Annotated in this window: 17 protein-coding genes and 1 pseudogene; 10 read left to right on the top strand and 8 right to left on the bottom strand. The window is 71.5% G+C overall.

Going from position 1 to position 16,156, the window contains the following annotated elements; translation table 11 throughout:
- Positions 1–633 (top strand): TetR/AcrR family transcriptional regulator, encoded by a 633-nt coding sequence (locus tag WJM95_RS31230; protein ID WP_339133803.1) that lies wholly within the window; start codon positions 1–3, stop codon positions 631–633.
- A gap of 87 nt (positions 634–720) precedes the next feature.
- Here the strand turns inward: WJM95_RS31230 and WJM95_RS31225 are convergent, their stop codons facing one another.
- Positions 721–2,178 carry a PucR family transcriptional regulator ligand-binding domain-containing protein gene (locus tag WJM95_RS31225; protein ID WP_339133801.1) on the bottom strand — a complete coding sequence of 486 codons (1,458 nt, stop codon included), beginning with the start codon at positions 2,176–2,178 and terminating at the stop codon, positions 721–723.
- 100 nt (positions 2,179–2,278) lie between these two features.
- Between WJM95_RS31225 and WJM95_RS31220 the strand changes: the two genes are divergently transcribed.
- The 3 genes from WJM95_RS31220 (at position 2,279) to WJM95_RS31210 (ending at position 5,741) form a co-directional block, all read left to right on the top strand.
- Positions 2,279–3,814, top strand: coding sequence for a cytosine permease (locus WJM95_RS31220; protein ID WP_339133799.1), 1,536 nt, complete (start codon positions 2,279–2,281; stop codon positions 3,812–3,814).
- 69 nt (positions 3,815–3,883) lie between these two features.
- The gene (locus tag WJM95_RS31215; RefSeq protein WP_339133797.1) at positions 3,884–4,285 is read left to right on the top strand and encodes a nuclear transport factor 2 family protein; all 402 of its coding nucleotides are present in this window, start codon (positions 3,884–3,886) and stop codon (positions 4,283–4,285) included.
- A gap of 16 nt (positions 4,286–4,301) precedes the next feature.
- Complete coding sequence (locus WJM95_RS31210; protein WP_339133796.1) at positions 4,302–5,741, top strand: gamma-aminobutyraldehyde dehydrogenase; 1,440 nt, start codon at positions 4,302–4,304, stop codon at positions 5,739–5,741.
- Positions 5,742–5,814: 73 nt separating this feature from the next.
- Here the strand turns inward: WJM95_RS31210 and WJM95_RS31205 are convergent, their stop codons facing one another.
- Both WJM95_RS31205 and WJM95_RS31200 read right to left on the bottom strand, forming a co-directional pair.
- Positions 5,815–6,576, bottom strand: coding sequence for a polysaccharide lyase family 7 protein (locus tag WJM95_RS31205; RefSeq protein WP_339135972.1), 762 nt, complete (start codon positions 6,574–6,576; stop codon positions 5,815–5,817).
- A gap of 167 nt (positions 6,577–6,743) precedes the next feature.
- On the bottom strand, positions 6,744–8,357 hold the full coding sequence (locus WJM95_RS31200) for a cation acetate symporter (protein ID WP_339133794.1): 1,614 nt from the start codon (positions 8,355–8,357) through the stop codon (positions 6,744–6,746).
- 339 nt (positions 8,358–8,696) lie between these two features.
- Between WJM95_RS31200 and WJM95_RS31195 the strand changes: the two genes are divergently transcribed.
- Positions 8,697–9,326: a ParA family protein gene (locus tag WJM95_RS31195; protein ID WP_339133792.1), complete on the top strand. Its 630-nt coding sequence runs from the start codon at positions 8,697–8,699 to the stop codon at positions 9,324–9,326.
- Entirely contained in the window at positions 9,323–9,547 is a 225-nt protein-coding gene (locus WJM95_RS31190; protein WP_339133790.1) for a hypothetical protein, read from the top strand. The genes WJM95_RS31195 and WJM95_RS31190 overlap by 4 nt, the downstream gene beginning before the upstream one ends.
- Before the next feature lie 7 nt (positions 9,548–9,554).
- On the opposite strand, the gene WJM95_RS31185 is transcribed toward WJM95_RS31190, so the two are convergent.
- Positions 9,555–9,815 carry a hypothetical protein gene (locus WJM95_RS31185; RefSeq protein ID WP_339133788.1) on the bottom strand — a complete coding sequence of 87 codons (261 nt, stop codon included), beginning with the start codon at positions 9,813–9,815 and terminating at the stop codon, positions 9,555–9,557.
- A 167-nt stretch (positions 9,816–9,982) separates the two neighbouring features.
- Here WJM95_RS31185 and WJM95_RS31180 point away from each other — a divergent pair, with 167 nt between their 5' ends.
- Positions 9,983–10,516: a GNAT family N-acetyltransferase gene (locus WJM95_RS31180; protein WP_339133786.1), complete on the top strand. Its 534-nt coding sequence runs from the start codon at positions 9,983–9,985 to the stop codon at positions 10,514–10,516.
- Between the two features lie 118 nt (positions 10,517–10,634).
- Here WJM95_RS31180 and WJM95_RS31175 read toward each other — a convergent pair whose 3' ends face one another.
- The gene (locus WJM95_RS31175; RefSeq protein ID WP_339133784.1) at positions 10,635–11,066 is read right to left on the bottom strand and encodes a YrdB family protein; all 432 of its coding nucleotides are present in this window, start codon (positions 11,064–11,066) and stop codon (positions 10,635–10,637) included.
- Positions 11,067–11,224: 158 nt separating this feature from the next.
- Here WJM95_RS31175 and WJM95_RS31170 point away from each other — a divergent pair, with 158 nt between their 5' ends.
- Positions 11,225–12,142 (top strand): NADP-dependent oxidoreductase, encoded by a 918-nt coding sequence (locus WJM95_RS31170; RefSeq protein WP_339133782.1) that lies wholly within the window; start codon positions 11,225–11,227, stop codon positions 12,140–12,142.
- Positions 12,143–12,177: 35 nt separating this feature from the next.
- Here WJM95_RS31170 and WJM95_RS31165 read toward each other — a convergent pair whose 3' ends face one another.
- Positions 12,178–12,918 (bottom strand): class I SAM-dependent methyltransferase, encoded by a 741-nt coding sequence (locus WJM95_RS31165; RefSeq protein ID WP_339133780.1) that lies wholly within the window; start codon positions 12,916–12,918, stop codon positions 12,178–12,180.
- Between the two features lie 77 nt (positions 12,919–12,995).
- Complete coding sequence (locus tag WJM95_RS31160; RefSeq protein WP_339133778.1) at positions 12,996–13,562, bottom strand: TetR family transcriptional regulator; 567 nt, start codon at positions 13,560–13,562, stop codon at positions 12,996–12,998.
- A gap of 195 nt (positions 13,563–13,757) precedes the next feature.
- On the opposite strand from WJM95_RS31160, the gene WJM95_RS31155 reads away from it, so the two are divergent.
- Positions 13,758–14,690 (top strand): SDR family oxidoreductase, encoded by a 933-nt coding sequence (locus WJM95_RS31155; protein WP_339133776.1) that lies wholly within the window; start codon positions 13,758–13,760, stop codon positions 14,688–14,690.
- A 305-nt stretch (positions 14,691–14,995) separates the two neighbouring features.
- On the top strand, positions 14,996–15,367 hold the full coding sequence (locus WJM95_RS31150; protein ID WP_339133774.1) for a VOC family protein: 372 nt from the start codon (positions 14,996–14,998) through the stop codon (positions 15,365–15,367).
- A 107-nt stretch (positions 15,368–15,474) separates the two neighbouring features.
- Here WJM95_RS31150 and WJM95_RS31145 read toward each other — a convergent pair.
- Positions 15,475–16,012, bottom strand: a pseudogene (locus WJM95_RS31145) (3'-5' exonuclease); the annotation flags it as partial.
- Positions 16,013–16,156 lie beyond the last annotated feature (144 nt).

Genomic DNA, 16,156 nt, shown 5'->3' with positions numbered 1-16,156 from the left:
ATGAGTGGGAGACGGGAAGAGATCCTGGACGCCGCCGTGGAGATCGCCGACGAGCACGGGGTCGACGCCGTCTCGATGCGCGCCCTGGCCGACCGCGTCGGGGTGACGCCGATGGCGCTGTACCGGCACGTCAAGGACAAGTCGGCACTGCTGGACGGCATGGTCGGACGGCTGCTCACCGCGTTGCTGCCGCCGGACCCCGCCGAGCACCGCGCCTGGGACGAACGGCTCCGCGCCCTGGCGCACGCGGCCCGTAAGGTGACCCAGCGGCACCCCTGGGCCGCGCAGCTGCTCTTCTCGCGGCCCGCCGTCACCCCGGACGGCCTGCGCGCGGTGGACATCATCTACACCGCGCTCATCGAGGCCGGGGTCCCCGAACCCCAGGTGCCCAGACTGGAACGCCTGATCAGCACCTTCGTCATCGGCTTCGCCGCCTCCGAGGCCTCGGGCCGCTTCGCTCCCGGCGCCGGCGACCCGCGCAGCCGCCGGGGCGGACCCGACGACACCGAACTGCCCGGCCACAGCGCGCTCGGGCCGTGGCTCGACCTGCCCCTCGACCTCACCGCCGAGTTCGAGGCCGACCTCGCCGACATCACGCGCCTGGTCGAGGCGGTCGCGCACCACGAGAAGTGATCCGTCCCCGGCACCGCGAGAGATGATCCGCACCCGGGCACCGCGCGGGAGGTTCCACGCCCGGGACGCGGGGAGCGGACGGCCCGCTCAGTCGGTGAGGCCCAGCGCCCCCGCCGCCTGGATCGCCAGCCAGACCTCGGCCAGCGCCGCCGTCGACGTCAGATCACGGTCGGCGAGCGCGCCGAAGCGGCGCAGCCGGTAGGCGAGGGTGTTGGGGTGGATGTGCAGCGCGGCGGCCGCCGTCTCGGTGCGGCGGTCGCGCTCCATCCAGGTGCGGGCGGAGACCAGGAGCTGCGAGTCGTGGCTCTCGTCGTAGCGCAGTACGCCGCCGAGCACGTGCTCGACCAGCGCCGTCAGGACGGCGGGGTCGTCGGGCAGCCACCGGCCCGCCCCGTCGTCGCCGTAGTGGACGACGGCACGGCCCGACTCGACGGCCTTGGACACCGCCCACTGGGCCTCGCGCTGGGCGACCTTCAACGCGGCCCCCGGCGCGAAGGGGCGGCTGGCCCCGGCCGCCACGGCGGGCAGCTCACCGACGGCCGCCGCCAGTTCCGGTGCCCCGAGGACATAGCGGTCCTCGCCCCGGGTGAGCAGCAGATGCGGCCGGTCCTCCAGACAGCGCAGCAGCGCCTCGTCGGTGGTGCGGCGCACGATGAGCAGCACCGCGTCGCCCTCGATCGCGTGACGGGCCAGCCGTCGGCGCGCCGCCTCCGGGTCGAGCACCTCCTGGAGCAGTTCGGCGAGCGTCTCGGCTCCCTCACGGCGCAGTGTCTCGCGTTCGTTGCGCACCATCGCCAGCCGCAGCGCCGCGACGGTGGCGATGTGCTGGACGACGGCGAGTCCCGAGGGCCGGGCGCCCGGCCGCTCGTACGCGACGAGAAAGCCCGCGGGGCCGCCGGGCGCGGGCACCGGGAGGACGAATCCGCCGGGGATGCTCGGCGGGGCGTCGACGGAGGCGGGCAGGACGGCGGGGTCCGGAACGGGGACTCCGGGCAGCAGCGGGCGCCCCTGGGGCGTGCAGAGGAACACGTCGTAGCCCGACAGCCCTTCGAGGCGCCTCAGGAGTGTCGGCGTGTCCAGGTCCTCCGTGACCAGCCAGCGCAGCGCGCCGAACACCTGGAGCTGGGCGCCGAGCCGGTGCCTGGCCTCCTCCTGGGCCGAGGCCGCGACCTCCTGGGCGACGGCGATGAAGGGGACGGCGAGCGGGACCTCCAGGACCGGGAAGTCCCGCTCCCGCGCGGCCCGGAAGAACGCGTCGTGCAGCGGCGGCATGTGCAGCTGCGCCGAGAGCGCGAGACCGGACGCCCCCGCGTCGTCCAGGCGCTCCAGATAGGCGCGCTGTTCCGCCGCGCTCCTGGGGATGGCCAGGCCCGCGGTCATGATCAGCTCGGCTCCCATGAGCCAGGGCGTCGGGTCGACGAGCTCGCTGGCGTGGGCCCAGGAGACGGACCGGTCCAGGCCGCCGCCGGCCTTCAGCGTCAGCTGGAGGGCGGGCGAGGAGAGCAGGTCCTGGATCGTCAGTTTGTTGCCGGCCACAAAAGACATCGTACGCATCTGTGATGCCCACCATTGTCGCAGGTCACCGGGGGCCTCACACTGTGGGTGCCGATATTTGAGTGGTGTACAAAAATAGATGGGAGGGGCCGTGACGACATCGGTCACCGAGATCGAGACATACGGCGTCGAGCGGATCCCTGACGAGGACCGCACGGCCCGGCCGATCGACCTGTTCCGGCTCGCGTTCGGCGGCGCCAACACCTTCGCGACCTGTGTGCTGGGCGCCTTCCCGATCCTCTTCGGCCTCTCCTTCTGGCAGGGGCTCGCGGCGACCGTCCTCGGCCTGGTCGCGGGTGCGCTGCTGCTGGCCCCGATGGCGCTGTTCGGTCCCGCCAACGGCACGAACAACGCCGTGTCCTCCTCCGCGCACCTGGGTGTGCACGGCCGGGTCGTCGGTTCCTTCCTGTCCCTGCTCACCGCGATCGCGTTCTTCTCGATCTCGGTGTGGTCCTCGGGCGACGCGCTCGTCGGCGGCGCGCACCGGCTGGTCCACGTCCCCGAGTCGGACGTCACGTACGGCATCGCGTACGCGATCTTCGCCGGGCTCGTGCTCGTCGTCTGCGTCTACGGCTTCCGTTTCATGCTGCTGGTCAACAAGATCGCGGTGATGGCGGCCTCGGCCCTGTTCGTGCTCGGCGCCTTCGCGTTCGCCGGTGACTTCGACCCCGGTTACCCGGGCGCCTTCGCCTCGACGCACGACGCGCTGTTCTGGCCCTCGTTCATCGGCGCCGCCCTGATCGTGCTCTCCAACCCGGTCTCCTTCGGCGCCTTCCTCGGTGACTGGTCGCGCTACATCCCGGCGAACACCCCGCGCCGCCGGGTGATGGGCGCCGCGTTCCTGGCCCAGATCGCCACCCTGCTGCCGTTCCTCTTCGGTCTCGCCACCGCGTCGATCATCGCCTCGAAGGCCGCGAAGTACGTCGACCCGGCCGCCCCGAACTACGTCGGCGGACTGCTGGCGATCTCCCCCGGCTGGTACTTCCTGCCGCTGTGCCTGATCGCCCTGATCGGCGGCCTGTCCACCGGCACGACGTCCCTCTACGGCACGGGCCTGGACTTCTCCAGCGTCTTCCCGCGCTTCAACCGCGTCCAGGCCACCTTCTTCATCGGCGTCCTGTCCATCGCGTTCATCTTCATCGGCCGCTTCGCGCTGAACCTCACGCAGTCCATCTCCACCTTCGCCACGCTGATCATCACCTGCACGGCACCGTGGATGGTCGTCATGGCGCTCGGCTTCGTCACCCGGCGCGGCTGGTACGACGCGGAGGACCTCCAGGTCTTCAACCGGCGTCAGCGCGGCGGCCGCTACTGGTTCGCGCACGGCTGGAACTGGCGCGGCATGGGCACCTGGCTCGTCAGCGCCGTCGTCGCCCTGCTCTTCACCAACCTGCCGGGCCAGTTCGTCGGCCCGCTGGGCAACCTGGCGAACGGCGCGGACATCTCGCTGCCGGTCGGCCTTGCCCTCGCGGTCGTCCTCTACTTCGCCGCGCTCACGCTCTTCCCCGAGCCGCGCGCCGTGTTCGGCCCCGAAGGACCCCGCTTCGTCCCGTCGACCGACGCCGCGATCACGCCGATCACCGGTGGCGCCGAGGAGAGGGCGGCCGAGCCCGCCGCGGCCGTCTGACCCTCCGCTGCCACCCCCACCGACCGGGCGCCCGGCCCTGACGCCGGGCGCCCCTGTCAGGAGCCGTGCATGAGCACCACCACCGTCCAGGAGATCGAGACGGCCGCGGACGCGCTCGTCGCCGCCTTCGCCGAGGGCCGCCTCGACGACTACTTCGGCGCCTTCGCACCCGAGGCGACGTTCGTCTTCCACACCACGCCCAAGCGTCTCGGCTCCACCGCCGAGTACCGCGCCCTGTGGCAGGAGTGGGTCGAGCAGGACGGCTTCCGCATCCTCGACTGCACCTCGTCGGCGCAGCTCGTCCAGCCCTTCGGCGACACGGCCGTCTTCAGCCACGACGTGGAGACCCGGGTCGCCACCAACTCCGGCGAGGAGACGGTGCACGAGCGGGAGACCATCGTCTTCGCCCGCTCCGAGGACGGCGCCTGGCTCGCCGTGCACGAGCACCTGTCCCCCCGTACCGCCGCCTGACCAGGAGAGACGTTCCATGAGCAGCACATTCCGCAACTACATCGACGGCTCGTTCGCGGATGCCGCCGACGGCCGGACGCTCGACGTCGTGGACCCCACCACGGGTGACGTCTACGCGACCTCCCCCCTCTCCGGGGCGGCCGACGTCGACGCGGCGATGGCGGCCGCCGCCGCCGCGTTCCCCGTCTGGCGCGACGCGACGCCGTCCGTGCGGCAGCGTGCGCTGCTCAGGATCGCCGACGCGATGGAGGCCCGCGCCGAGGAGCTGGTCGCCGCCGAGAGCCGCGACACCGGCAAGCCGCTGCACCTGACCCTCAGCGAGGAACTCGGCCCCGCGATCGACCAGGTCCGCTTCTTCGCGGGCGCGGCCCGGATGCTGGAGGGCCGCTCGGCCGGCGAGTACATGGAGGGCATGACCTCGATCATCCGCCGTGAGCCGGTCGGCGTCTGCGCCCAGGTGGCACCGTGGAACTACCCGCTGCTGATGGCGGTGTGGAAGTTCGCCCCGGCGCTCGCCGCGGGCAACGCGGTCGTCCTCAAGCCCTCGGACACCACGCCGGCCTCCACGGTGCTGATCGCGGAGATCATCGGCGGGGTCCTGGAGGAGCTCGGTCTGCCCCAGGGGATCTTCAACGTGGTCTGCGGCGACCGCGAGACCGGCCGTCTGATGGTGGAGCACCCGACCCCGGCCATGGCCTCCATCACCGGCTCGGTCCGGGCCGGCATCCAGGTCGCCCAGAGCGCGGCCAAGGACGTCAAGCGGGTCCACCTGGAGCTCGGCGGCAAGGCCCCGGCCGTGGTGTTCGAGGACGCCGACCTGACGAAGGCGGTCGAGGACCTGGTGGTCGGCGGCTTCTTCAACGCCGGCCAGGACTGCACGGCCGCGACCCGCGTCCTGGTCCACGCCTCCGTCCACGACGAGTTCGTCGCGGCGCTCGCCAAGGCCGCGGCCGGGACCAAGACCGGTCAGCCGGACGACGAGGACGTGCTGTACGGGCCGCTCAACAACGCCAACCAGCTCGCCCAGGTCAGCGGCTTCGTCGAGCGTCTGCCCGAGCACGCGCGGATCGAGGCCGGCGGTCACCGGGTCGGCGACAAGGGCTACTTCTACGCCCCGACCGTCGTCTCGGGCCTGAAGCAGGACGACGAGATCATCCAGAACGAGGTCTTCGGCCCGGTCATGACCGTCCAGTCGTTCACGGACGAGGACCAGGCCGTCGCGTACGCCAACGGCGTCGACTACGCGCTGGCCTCCTCGGTGTGGACCAAGGACCACGCGCGGGCGATGCGCATGTCGAAGAGGCTCGACTTCGGCTGTGTGTGGATCAACTCGCACATGGCACTCGTCGCCGAGATGCCGCACGGAGGGTTCAAGCAGTCCGGCTACGGCAAGGACCTCTCCGCGTACGGCTTCGAGGACTACACCCGGATCAAGCACGTCATGACGTCGCTCTGATCGGTCGCTCCACGACGGAGGGGTGGGCCCGGCATCGCGCCGGACCCACCCCTCCGTCGTGTCCGCCGGCCCCTCAGCCGTGCGTGACGTTCAGGCCGTAGAAGGCGACCCGCGCCCCCTTCGTGGTGCTCCCGGAGGACGACTGGTTGTACGAGCCGGCCTTGAAGTACTGCTTGTACGGGAAGAACGACGACGGGATCGCGTAGTGCGTGGTGCTGCCGTCGACGGTCAGGTCGATGGTGTTTCCGCCCGAGACGGCGATCGTGTACGTCCACGTCTTGCCGACCGCCACATGTCCCACCGTGTGGGTCGTCTGCCCGCCGGACGGCGCGTTCTCGGTGCCGACGACGATGTCGCCGCTCGCGCGGTAGTACAGCTCCACCAGCGGTTTGGTCGACGATCCGCCGGAGCCGAGATGGATCTGGCCGACGCACACGTTCGACGTGACCGACACGACGCGCAGGGTCGCGCTCAGCCGGTGGCTGCCGCTCAGTGACCAGTCCGCCGCGCTGCCACTGCGGTTCATCTCGCGCAGTTCGGAGCGGGCGTAGGAGGAGTTGGGCGTCGTGACGCCCTTCTCGGGTGCCCAGAACGTCATCGCGCCGTCGCGGGTGTCGGTGTAGAAGTACGCGTCCTGGTAGCCGTTCGCCCCCTGGAGGCGCGCGGAGGAGATGGTGGTGGGCGAGCCCGGCGAGCCCACCGGCTCCTGGAGTTGCCAGACCGACAGGTCGAAGTTGCCGCCGGGCGCGACCTTCGGGTCGGCCGCGTCGGCGCCGGCGGTCCCGAGGACGGTGACCGCGGCGACGAGCCCCGCGACGGTGGCCGCGGTCAGCAGGCGGGGCGCGGCAAGTCCGCGGCGCACGGCGGATGTTCGGGTATGTGGTCGCATGTTCGGCATGACGGTCACGGCCTTTCGTCTGGTCGTGCGGAGCAGACGGTGGGGGAAGGCGAGTTCACATGAATGAACGTTGAGTTCAATTGTGAACTTCGTGTGCCGTGACGCTAAAGGTCTGCACCAGCTCCGTCAAGAGGTCGCGCGGACAAGGCGGTTGAGGATCGCGGCCAGGAGGACCGGGCGGCGCGGGCGTGCGCGGGCGTCCGGCCGACGAGCCCCAGCAGGAAGCCGGCCGGAATCGTCACCAGCCCCGGTGTCTGGAGCGGGAACCAGCGGATGTCATGACCGGGGAACACCGCGAACGACGTGCCCGACACCCCGGGCGAGCCCGCGAGCAGCAGCACGATCAGCGGCAGCGTCCCGTACACGGTCCAGCGCACGCCGGTGGCCGAGTGGCCCGGCAGGAAGAGCGCGTACAGCAGGACCGGGGCGATCACCGAGGCCGCGACCGTGAACGACAGGGAGATCAGCGTCAGTCTGCCGCGGTCGCCGAGGACCGCCGACAGGGCGACGGCCGCGGCTCCGACCAGGACGATGCCCAGCCGCGCCCGGCGGATCTCCGCGGCGGGCGCACGCCCTCGGTCCCCGTGGGCGGGGCGGGCGCCGAAGTCGCGGGCGAGGCTGGAGGCGGCCGCCAGCGTGATGCCCGCGACGGCCGCGAGGGTGGTCGCGAAGACGGCGCAGGCGACGACCGCGAAGAGCATGCTGTGCCGGGCGCCCCCGGCGACCGGGTCGAGCGCGCCCGTCACCATCAGCAGGGCGGTCGCTCCCCCGGGATCGGCGGCCCGCACCGGGCCCCGGCCGATCAGGGCGCAGGCACCCAGCCCGGCCACCACGACCCCGGCGCACACGAGCGCGACCGGACCGACGGCCCAGCCGATGGCGCGCCGGGCGGTACGGGCCTCCGCGACCGGGTGCAGTCGCATGGTGAGGTGCGGCAGACAGGCCGCGCCGATCAGGAGGGTGGCCTCGAAGCCGATCAGGTCGAGTCGCCCGGCGGCCGACCGGCCGAAGTGCAATCCGGGGCGGCCGTATCCGGCGCCCGCTCCTGATCGGTCCCGGGCGGCGTCGAACAGGGCCGCCGGTGACCATCCGTACCGGGCGAGGACCACCCCGGCGAGGAGCAGCATCGCGGTGAGGGCCACCCCGACCTTGAGGATCTGTACGTACCCGATGCCGCGCATCCCGCCGAAGGCCGCGTAACAGACCATCAGAACGCCTCCAGCGACGGTGCATCCGGTGAGCGCGCCGTCAGGGAGCCCGAACATGGCCGCCATGACGCGCCCTGCGGTGGAGAGTTGCACCAGGAGCAGCGGGGTGAGCACGACCAGGGTGGCGACGCCGAGGGCCCGGCGTACGGAGGGCGCGCCGAGGCGGTCGGCGAGGAAGTCCCCGAGGGTGAACACACCTGTACGGCGCAGGGGTTCGCCGAGGATCCGCAGGACCAGGTACAGCGAGACGACGGTGGCGCAGGCGAAGAGGATGCCGTCCGCCCCGTCGAGGGCGACCGCGCCGGTGGTGCTGAGCAGGGTGGCGGCGGAGATGTAGTCACCGGCGATGGCGAGCCCGCCTCCGACCGGACCGAAGGCCGCGCTGCCACCCGCGTAGAAGTGCTCGGGGTCGTCCAGGTCGGCCGCCGCGAGCCCGCACAGCAGCAGCGATACGGCGACGAAGCCGAGGAAGACGACGACGGCGAGCGACTCCCCGTGCCCGGCGCTCATCGGCGGCACTCCGCCGGCGGAGCCGCGTACGGGCGTGTCGGTGCGCCCTGGGGACGAGGCGGCGGAGGTGCGGGTGCCGCGGGCTCGGTGGGTGCGGGTGCGGCGGGTGGTGCTGCGGGAGACATGCGGGGCATGGCATCAGCCGTGCGGGGGCGCGTACAGGGGACTCCGTGTTCGGGCGGCGGACGCACAGCGATCGGCGTCGGGGTCTGTGCGGGGGCACAACGCGTTTGATCCATTGGAATGAATCACCGGCGCGGCGGGGTGAACGCCGGACCTCCTGGGCCCGCTTGGCCGGTCACCGGTCCCCCGCGGTCACTAGCGTGGCTGCCTGTGTCGATGAGCTATGCCTTTGTGAACCTGAAACCCGGAGTGGGCAAGACGACGAGCGCGGTGTGGTTGGCCCACGCGCTGCACGAGTCGGGCTACTCACCGCTGCTGGTGGACAGCGACCCCGCGTCCTCGGCGCTGCGGTGGAGCGAACTGGCCGGAGGTTTCCCCTTCCCGGTGTTCTCCCTCCCGGTGGGCGATGTGCACCGGCGCGTGAACGACTTCCTGGGCGACCGGCAGGCGGTGGTGTTCGACGCCCCGCAGATGGAGGACCACGCCCACATCGCCCGGAGCGTCATGCGGTACGCGAGCGAGTGGATCGTGCCCGTGACCCCGTCCCCGATCGAACTGGACCGGATGGCGCCCATCGGCCGGGAGATGGGCGACGTCCAGTCGCTGCGGTCACGGCCCGCCCGCTCCGCCGTGCTGCTGAACCGTACGAACCGTCCGGACGCGACCCGCACCGGCCCCGACTCCGACGCCCGCGAAGCGCTCACGGAACGCGGCTTCGACGTGCTGTCCACGCACATTCCCCGACTCGACCTGTACTCCCAGTCGTTCGGCAGTCCTGTCACGGTCAAGGGATCGGCGTACATGGACCTCGCGGACGAACTCATCAAGCGTCAGGACGCGATGTGAACCAGCGCAAGGACACCTACCGAGCCGCCCTGCAAAGGGAACCGGTCGCCGCCGCGCCCCGTCAGGCCAAGGTCGCTCGGCTGCACACACGTTACGTCCGGGTGACCATCGAGCTGGACCCCGAGCTGCCGCGTGAGCTGACCCGGTGGGTGGGGCCGCCCGTGTCCGCGCTGCTGCGGGTGGGCGCCGCCGCACTGCGACCGCTGACGAACACCCCGTAGCAAGGGCTCAGGTGTCGAGCGGGTGACCGCCGTCGCCCTCGACGACGACCCGGTCGACGCCCGGCTCGTCGCCGCGCTCGACCATCGTCAGGTCGACCTGCCCGTCACCGGTGGTGTCGAACTGGTACAGATCGGCCTTGCCGTCACCCGTGGTGTCCGTCATCCAGACGTCCGTCTTTCCGTCGCCGTTGGTGTCGGCGCTGAGGACGACGTGGTGCTCCTCGCCCTGGGTCTCGATCACTTCGTCCGTGCCCTCGTTGGTCTCCATGACGGCCGGTTGCCCCGGCCGACCGGTCCGAAACAGGGGCCCGTCCGGCCCCGGGGGCTCCCCGGGGCCGGACGGGCGATGCCTGGCCCGCGGCCGATGCCTGCCGGGGCAGGGGGCCGGTGCCCGGTCGGCGGCCGATGCCTCGCGGGTAGGGCAGGATGGATCTCATGACCGAGATCCGCACCCCCCGCCTCCTCCTCCGCCGCTGGTACGACGACGACCTCGCCCCCATGGCGGAGATCAACGCGGATCCCGAGGTCATGCGCTGGGTCGACGACGGCTCGGTCCTCGATCTGGACGCCACGGCCGAGGCGATCGAGCGGTGGGAGGAGGACTGGGACGAGGAGGGTTTCGGACTCTTCGCCGTGGAGCTGCTGGGCTCGGGCGAGCTCGCCGGATTCACGGGACTGTCCGTGCCCGAGTTCCTGCCCGAGGTCATGCCCGCCGTCGCGATCAGCTGGCGGTTCGGCTCACAGTTCTGGGGCCAGGGCTACGCCTCCGAAGCCGCCCACGCCACACTGGAGTTCGCGCTCCAGGACCGCGGCCTCGACCGTGTCATCAGCATCGACCGACCGGGCAACGAAGCCTCTCGGAACATCGTGCAGAAGCTCGGCATGGAGCCGGCCGGCGAGGCGACCCACCCGGTCCACGGCTTCCCGCTGACCATTCACGCCATCGACCTCACCGAGTACCAGGCCTGAACTCCCCGTCCCGGCGCGTGAGCCCGCTTCGGTGGGCCTCAGCCGGACTCCGGTGACCTCAGCCGAACTTCGGTGACCTCAGCCGGACTCCGGTGGCCTCAGCGGGACTCCGGTGACCTCAGCCGGACTCCGGTGAGCCGTTCGTGCCCTCCGGCCCCTCGGGTCGGCCCGGCACGGTGCGGCGGAGGGTTTCGGCGACCGCCGTGTTCGCGACCACGACGACCGCCATGACCACGGCGGCGACGGGGTGCCCGACTCCGTACAGTGCCGCCGCGCCACCGCCGAGCACCACCGCCTTGACGACGAGCACGAGGGGCAGCCCGGGCCGCAGTCGCGCCTTCGGAGCCGCGAAGAGCGACCAGAGCACGACGGCCGCCAGGGGCACCCCCAGGCCGAACACGATGTGAGGCAGCACGCCGTGGCCGACGGTGAATCCCCACCAGCTCAGGCAGGCGAGCGCGACGAGCTCCACCACGAACGCCAGGATCTCGTTGGCCGCGAACCAGGGATGCTCGGCGAACTGACGGGTGGTGCCGGGGTCCGTGGGCATGAAGTCCTCTCGGTCTGCGTGGGCGGCCGGCCTGACGTGCACGCGGGAACACTACTGCCCCGCACGGCAGTTGACTCCGAAGTCATGGTCGCCGCGCGGTCCTTCCAGGGCTCCGGCGCCCCCGTTTCGCCCGAACGAGGAAGAGCGGTGATCACAGGATGAAGGCGGTCCGGTTCCACGAGTACGGCGGGATCGACGTGCTCCGGGTGGAGGACGTGGAGCGGCCTGCGCCCGGCCCCGGGGAGGTGCTGGTCGAGGTCCGCGCCGCAGGGATCCAGCCCGGTGAGGCGATGATCCGCGAGGGCGCGCGGCACCAGCGCTGGCCGGCCGTCTTCCCCTCGGGGCAGGGAAGCGATCTGGCCGGAGTCGTGGTGGAGACCGGTCCGTACGTCCGGGGCTTCGCGGTGGGCGACGAGGTCCTGGGCTTCACGCACGACAGGGCGAGTCACGCCGAGTTCGTCGTGGCGGAGGACGTGAAGCTGGCGGCCCGTCCGAAGGGGCTCTCCTGGGAGGTGGCCGGGTCGCTGTACGTGGCCGGCACGACCGCGTACGCGTCCGTGTTCGCGGTCGACCCCGGACCGGCCGACACCGTCGTGGTGTCCGGCGCGGCGGGCGGCGTCGGATCCCTCGCCGTGCAGCTCGCGCGGCGGCGCGGTGCCACGGTGATCGGGCTGGCGAGCGAGCGGAACCACGCCTGGCTGAAGGAGCAGGGTGTCGTCCCGGTCCACTACGGCGAGGGCGTGGCCGAGCGGATCCGGGAGGCCGCGGGCGGGACGGTCGACGCGTTCGTCGACACGTTCGGCGACGGATACGTGGACCTGGCCGTGGAGTTGGGCGTGCGGCCCGGCCGGATCAACACGATCCGCGACTGGGAGGCGGCGGCCCGGGTCGGCGCGCACACGTACGGCGAGGGCGCGGCGGCCTGCGCGGTGGTCGTCGGCGAACTGGCCCGGCTCGCGGCGCGTGGAGAACTGGTGGTGCCGATCGCCCGTACGTACCCGCTGGAGCGGGTCCGCGACGCGTTCCGCGAGCTGGAACTGCGGCGGACCCACGGGAAGATCGTGCTCCGGCCCTGAGAACCCGCCTCCGGGACCCGGCGGCCCGCCCGCGGTCAGTCGGCCGGCTTCTCCCAGACCGAGACATGCCGGCGGCTCTCGCTCGCGAAAGGGTCCCGGGTCCAGCCGTCCCACCGCTCGCGCAGCCGCAGGCCCGCGAGCTGGGCCATGAGGTCGAGTTCCGACGGCCACACGTACCGGAACGGGATCGATCGGTACGTGCCGCGGCCGTCGACGACCTCGACGTAGTTCGAACTCGTCGCCTGGGTCGCGACGTCGTAGATGTCGAACGCCCAGCGTGTGGGACTCACTTGGAAGGGCACGACGTTCTGGCCCGCCGGGAGTCTGCGCAGTTCGGGGACCGCCACCTCGATGACGAAGCAGCCCCCGGGCTCCAGATGGGCCGCCGCGTTGCGGAAGCAGGCGACCTGTTCCTCCTGCGTCGTGAGGTTCATGATCGTGTTGAAGACCAGGTAGACGACGGAGAAGGTCCCGTCCGCCTTCGTCGTGGCGAAGTCACCGATCGTGACGTCGATCGCGTCACCGTCCGGCTTGGCACGCAGCCGGGCGACCATCGCCCGTGACAGGTCGATGCCGTGGACCGCGACTCCGCGTCGCACCAGCGGCAACGCGACGCGTCCCGTCCCGATGCCCAGCTCAAGGGCCCGGCCACCGTCGGCGAGACCCGCCAGGAAGTCGGCGGTCGCGTCGATGACGCCGGGCTCGAACATCTCCCCCGACGACTCGTCGTAGGCTGCCGCGACCCGCTCCCCGAAGTATCCGTCCGCCTCGTCCATCGCCAGACCGTACTGCGGGAGCGCTTCGCGGCGCGCGCCAATTGTTCCGGCCCGATCGCGAGCGGCCCAGCAGGGCGTCACGCCTCCGCGGTCACCGCTCTCAGCCCGGCCAGTGACTCCCTTATGAACTGGGCCAGTTCCTTCTCCCCGGTCTGGTCGACCCAGCGCCGGAAGGCGAACTTGAAGACGGCGATCCCGACCTCCGCGGCGAGCCCCGCGGCGGCCTCGTCGACACCGCGCTGCCGCAGCGCGTCCCTGAGCGTCTCGGACAGCGACGCGAGTTTGATCAGCTCGCGTTCCCGCAACTCGGTGTTGGCGTCGATGACGTACTGCCGCTGCCGGGCGTGCTCCTTGCGTGCCTCCAGCACGGCTGCGGCACCTTCGAGGGCCAGCGCCACGGCATCGAGCGGGGTGGCGGACTCGGGGGCCTGCGCCACGGCACCGGCGAGCACGTCCCGCAACTCGCTCGAACCCGCGAACAGCACCTCGCGCTTGTCCGCGTAGTGCCGGAAGAACGTGCGCTCCGTCAGCCCCGCCCGCTCGGCGATCTCCGCCACCGAGGTGCGGTCGAAGCCGCGCTCGACGTAGAGCTCCAGTGCCGCCTTCGCGAGGCGGCCGCGCGCGTCCGGCTGCCATCGACCCATGCCCGGCATCGTACTCGACGGCAGTGACTGACATCGTGGCGAACGGTTCGATGACAGTCACTGACATCGCGGCTGGCGATTCGATGACAGTCACTGACATCGGGTGCTACGTTTGATGACAGTCACTGACATCGCTACGTGGCCTCCACGCGCTCTCCCGGCGCGCGGGCGGCCACTCAGGCTGGAGGCTTTCTCATGCGTGTTTTCGTCACCGGGGCATCCGGATGGATCGGCTCCGCGCTGGTACCCGAGCTCATCGGAGCCGGGCACGAGGTGGTCGGGCTCGCCCGCTCGGACGCCTCGGCCGCGGCCCTCACCAAGGCCGGGGCGGACACGGTGCCCGGCACCCTCGACGACCTCGACGTCCTGCGCGAGGCGGCGAAGGCGTCGGACGGCGTGATCCACCTCGCGTTCAAGCACGACATCGCGTTCTCCGGCGGCTTCCAGGACGCCGCAGACGCGGACCGCCGTACCGTCGAGCTGTTCGGCGACGCGCTCGCGGGTTCCGGGCGGCCGCTGCTCATCGCGTCGGGGCTGATCGGGCTGGCCACGGGCCGCCCGAGCACGGAGGACGACGGAAGGACGGCGGACGAACTGTCCGCGCTGCCGGGCGGCCCCAGGACGCGGATGGGCACCGCCCAGGTGGCCCTCGCCCTCGCCGACCGGAACGTCCGCTCGTCCGTCGTACGGCTCCCCCCGACCGTGCACGGCGACGGTGACAACGGCTTCATGACCGCCCTGATCGGCATCGCCCGCGACAAGGGCGTCTCCGGATACATCGGCGACGGCACCCAGCGCTGGACGGCCACGCACCGCGACGACGCCGCCCGTCTGTTCCGACTCGCCCTGGAGGGCGCGCCGGCGGGATCCGTCCTCCACGCGAGTGCCGAGGGCGGCGTTCCGATCCGCTCGGTCGCCGAGGTCATCGGCCGCCACCTCGACGTGCCCGCCCGCTCCGTCCCAGCCGAGGAGGCACCGGAGCACTTCACCTGGCTGTCGGGCTTCCTCGGCCTCGACAGCCCGGCCTCCAGCGAGCGGACCCGCGCCCTGCTGGGCTGGAACCCGACCGGGCCGGGCCTGATCGAGGACCTGGAGATGGGGCACTACTTCCGCTCGGGCGGGGAGTAGGCAGGCCGCTCGGGCGGGGTTTTCGGGCCGTACGTAGGGTCGTACGGGCGGGCGGGGCCGTACGCGGGGCGGGCGGGGTCGTGCGTGTGGTCGGGCGGTGCTGGACGCCCGCACGGACGGGCGGACGGCGTCGCGGGTACGCGCGGGCGGGGTCCTGCGACCGTACGGACGGGCAGGCAGGGGCGCACGGTCCGATACGGGCGGGCAGGGTCGGGTCGCACATACGGCCCCGCCCGTCCGCCAGATGCCACCCCGAACCCCTTCCGGTGCTGCCACTCTTGCGAAATCGGGGCAGATTGACCGCTATGCCCCTTTCGCTGCACCACATCGTCATCGACGCGCACGACCTGCCCTCACTGGCCCGGTTCTGGGCCGAGGCGCTGCGCTGGCGGATCCTCTCCGAGCGGGAGCGGGAGGTGGTGATCGGGCCGGACGAGACGGCGCCGGTGGGCATCTGCTTCATGCCGGTCACGGATCGGAAGGCCGTCAAGAACCGGCTGCACCTCGATCTCACGTCCGCGGCCGAGGACCGGGAGGCGGAGATCGAACGCGTCCTGGCCCTCGGGGCCCGCAGGGCGGACGTGGGGCAGAGCGGCGAGGAGTCGTGGACCGTGCTGGCCGACCCCGAGGGGAACGAGTTCTGCGTCGTACGCCCCAAGGCGACGCTCGTCAGGTGAGGCGCTCGGACGCCGAACGGTGTCGGGTATCGGGCACGCAGACTTGCCGCATGATCGCACGATCACCCGCGCCCTGAGGCACTCAACCCGCCCTCATACGTTCGGGGTCAGATGGCAAGTCCGCCCTCCGGATGATCGTCGATCCAGCACAGGCCCCCCAGATCCAAACGCTGACGGGTACGCGTGACCGCCACATAGGCGAGGCGGGCCTCGCCGTTATCGATCGGACCGGGAATGGGTCGCCCGTTGTCGTCCGTCTGATCACTGTCCTTCGGCGGGGTGAAGTCGTCCGCGATCCTCACGCGGGCCCATTCCCGCCCTTTGGCCTTGTGGGCCGTCGAAATGCTGACTTCGGCGGACTCTTCGGATACGAACTGGGCAACTGCGGCAAGGATGGCACCGGTGCCATGAGTGTCGACCAGGTCGACCAGCGGTTGCAGGTCACGTCCTTCCGGGTCGTGAAGCGTAGTCCTCCAGCTCTCCCCAGGGGGCGAAGAGGACGAGTTCCGGGTGGATGGCACGGCGTCCGTCTTTTAGATCCTGGGCTGCCAGTGCCAAGGCGCGCAAATTATCTCCTCCCCCAACCACCCCGACCTGTTGCCCTTCGGCGAGGAGGCGCATCGCCTGCGCCATGGCACCGACGTCGCGCCAGGTCAATCGGCACACATGATCTTCCGTACTACTGGTCCCTGGACCGCGAAGGGGCGGGATCCTTCGCATGGCCGCCGACACGGCGGCTGAACAGGGCTACTGCTGTCAGTGCATCAGGGAGTGCAGTCCGAATACCAG

The organism is Streptomyces sp. f51 (assembly GCF_037940415.1).
In the GTDB taxonomy this organism is placed as follows: domain Bacteria; phylum Actinomycetota; class Actinomycetes; order Streptomycetales; family Streptomycetaceae; genus Streptomyces.
This window is presented reverse-complemented; position numbering and strand designations above follow the sequence as displayed.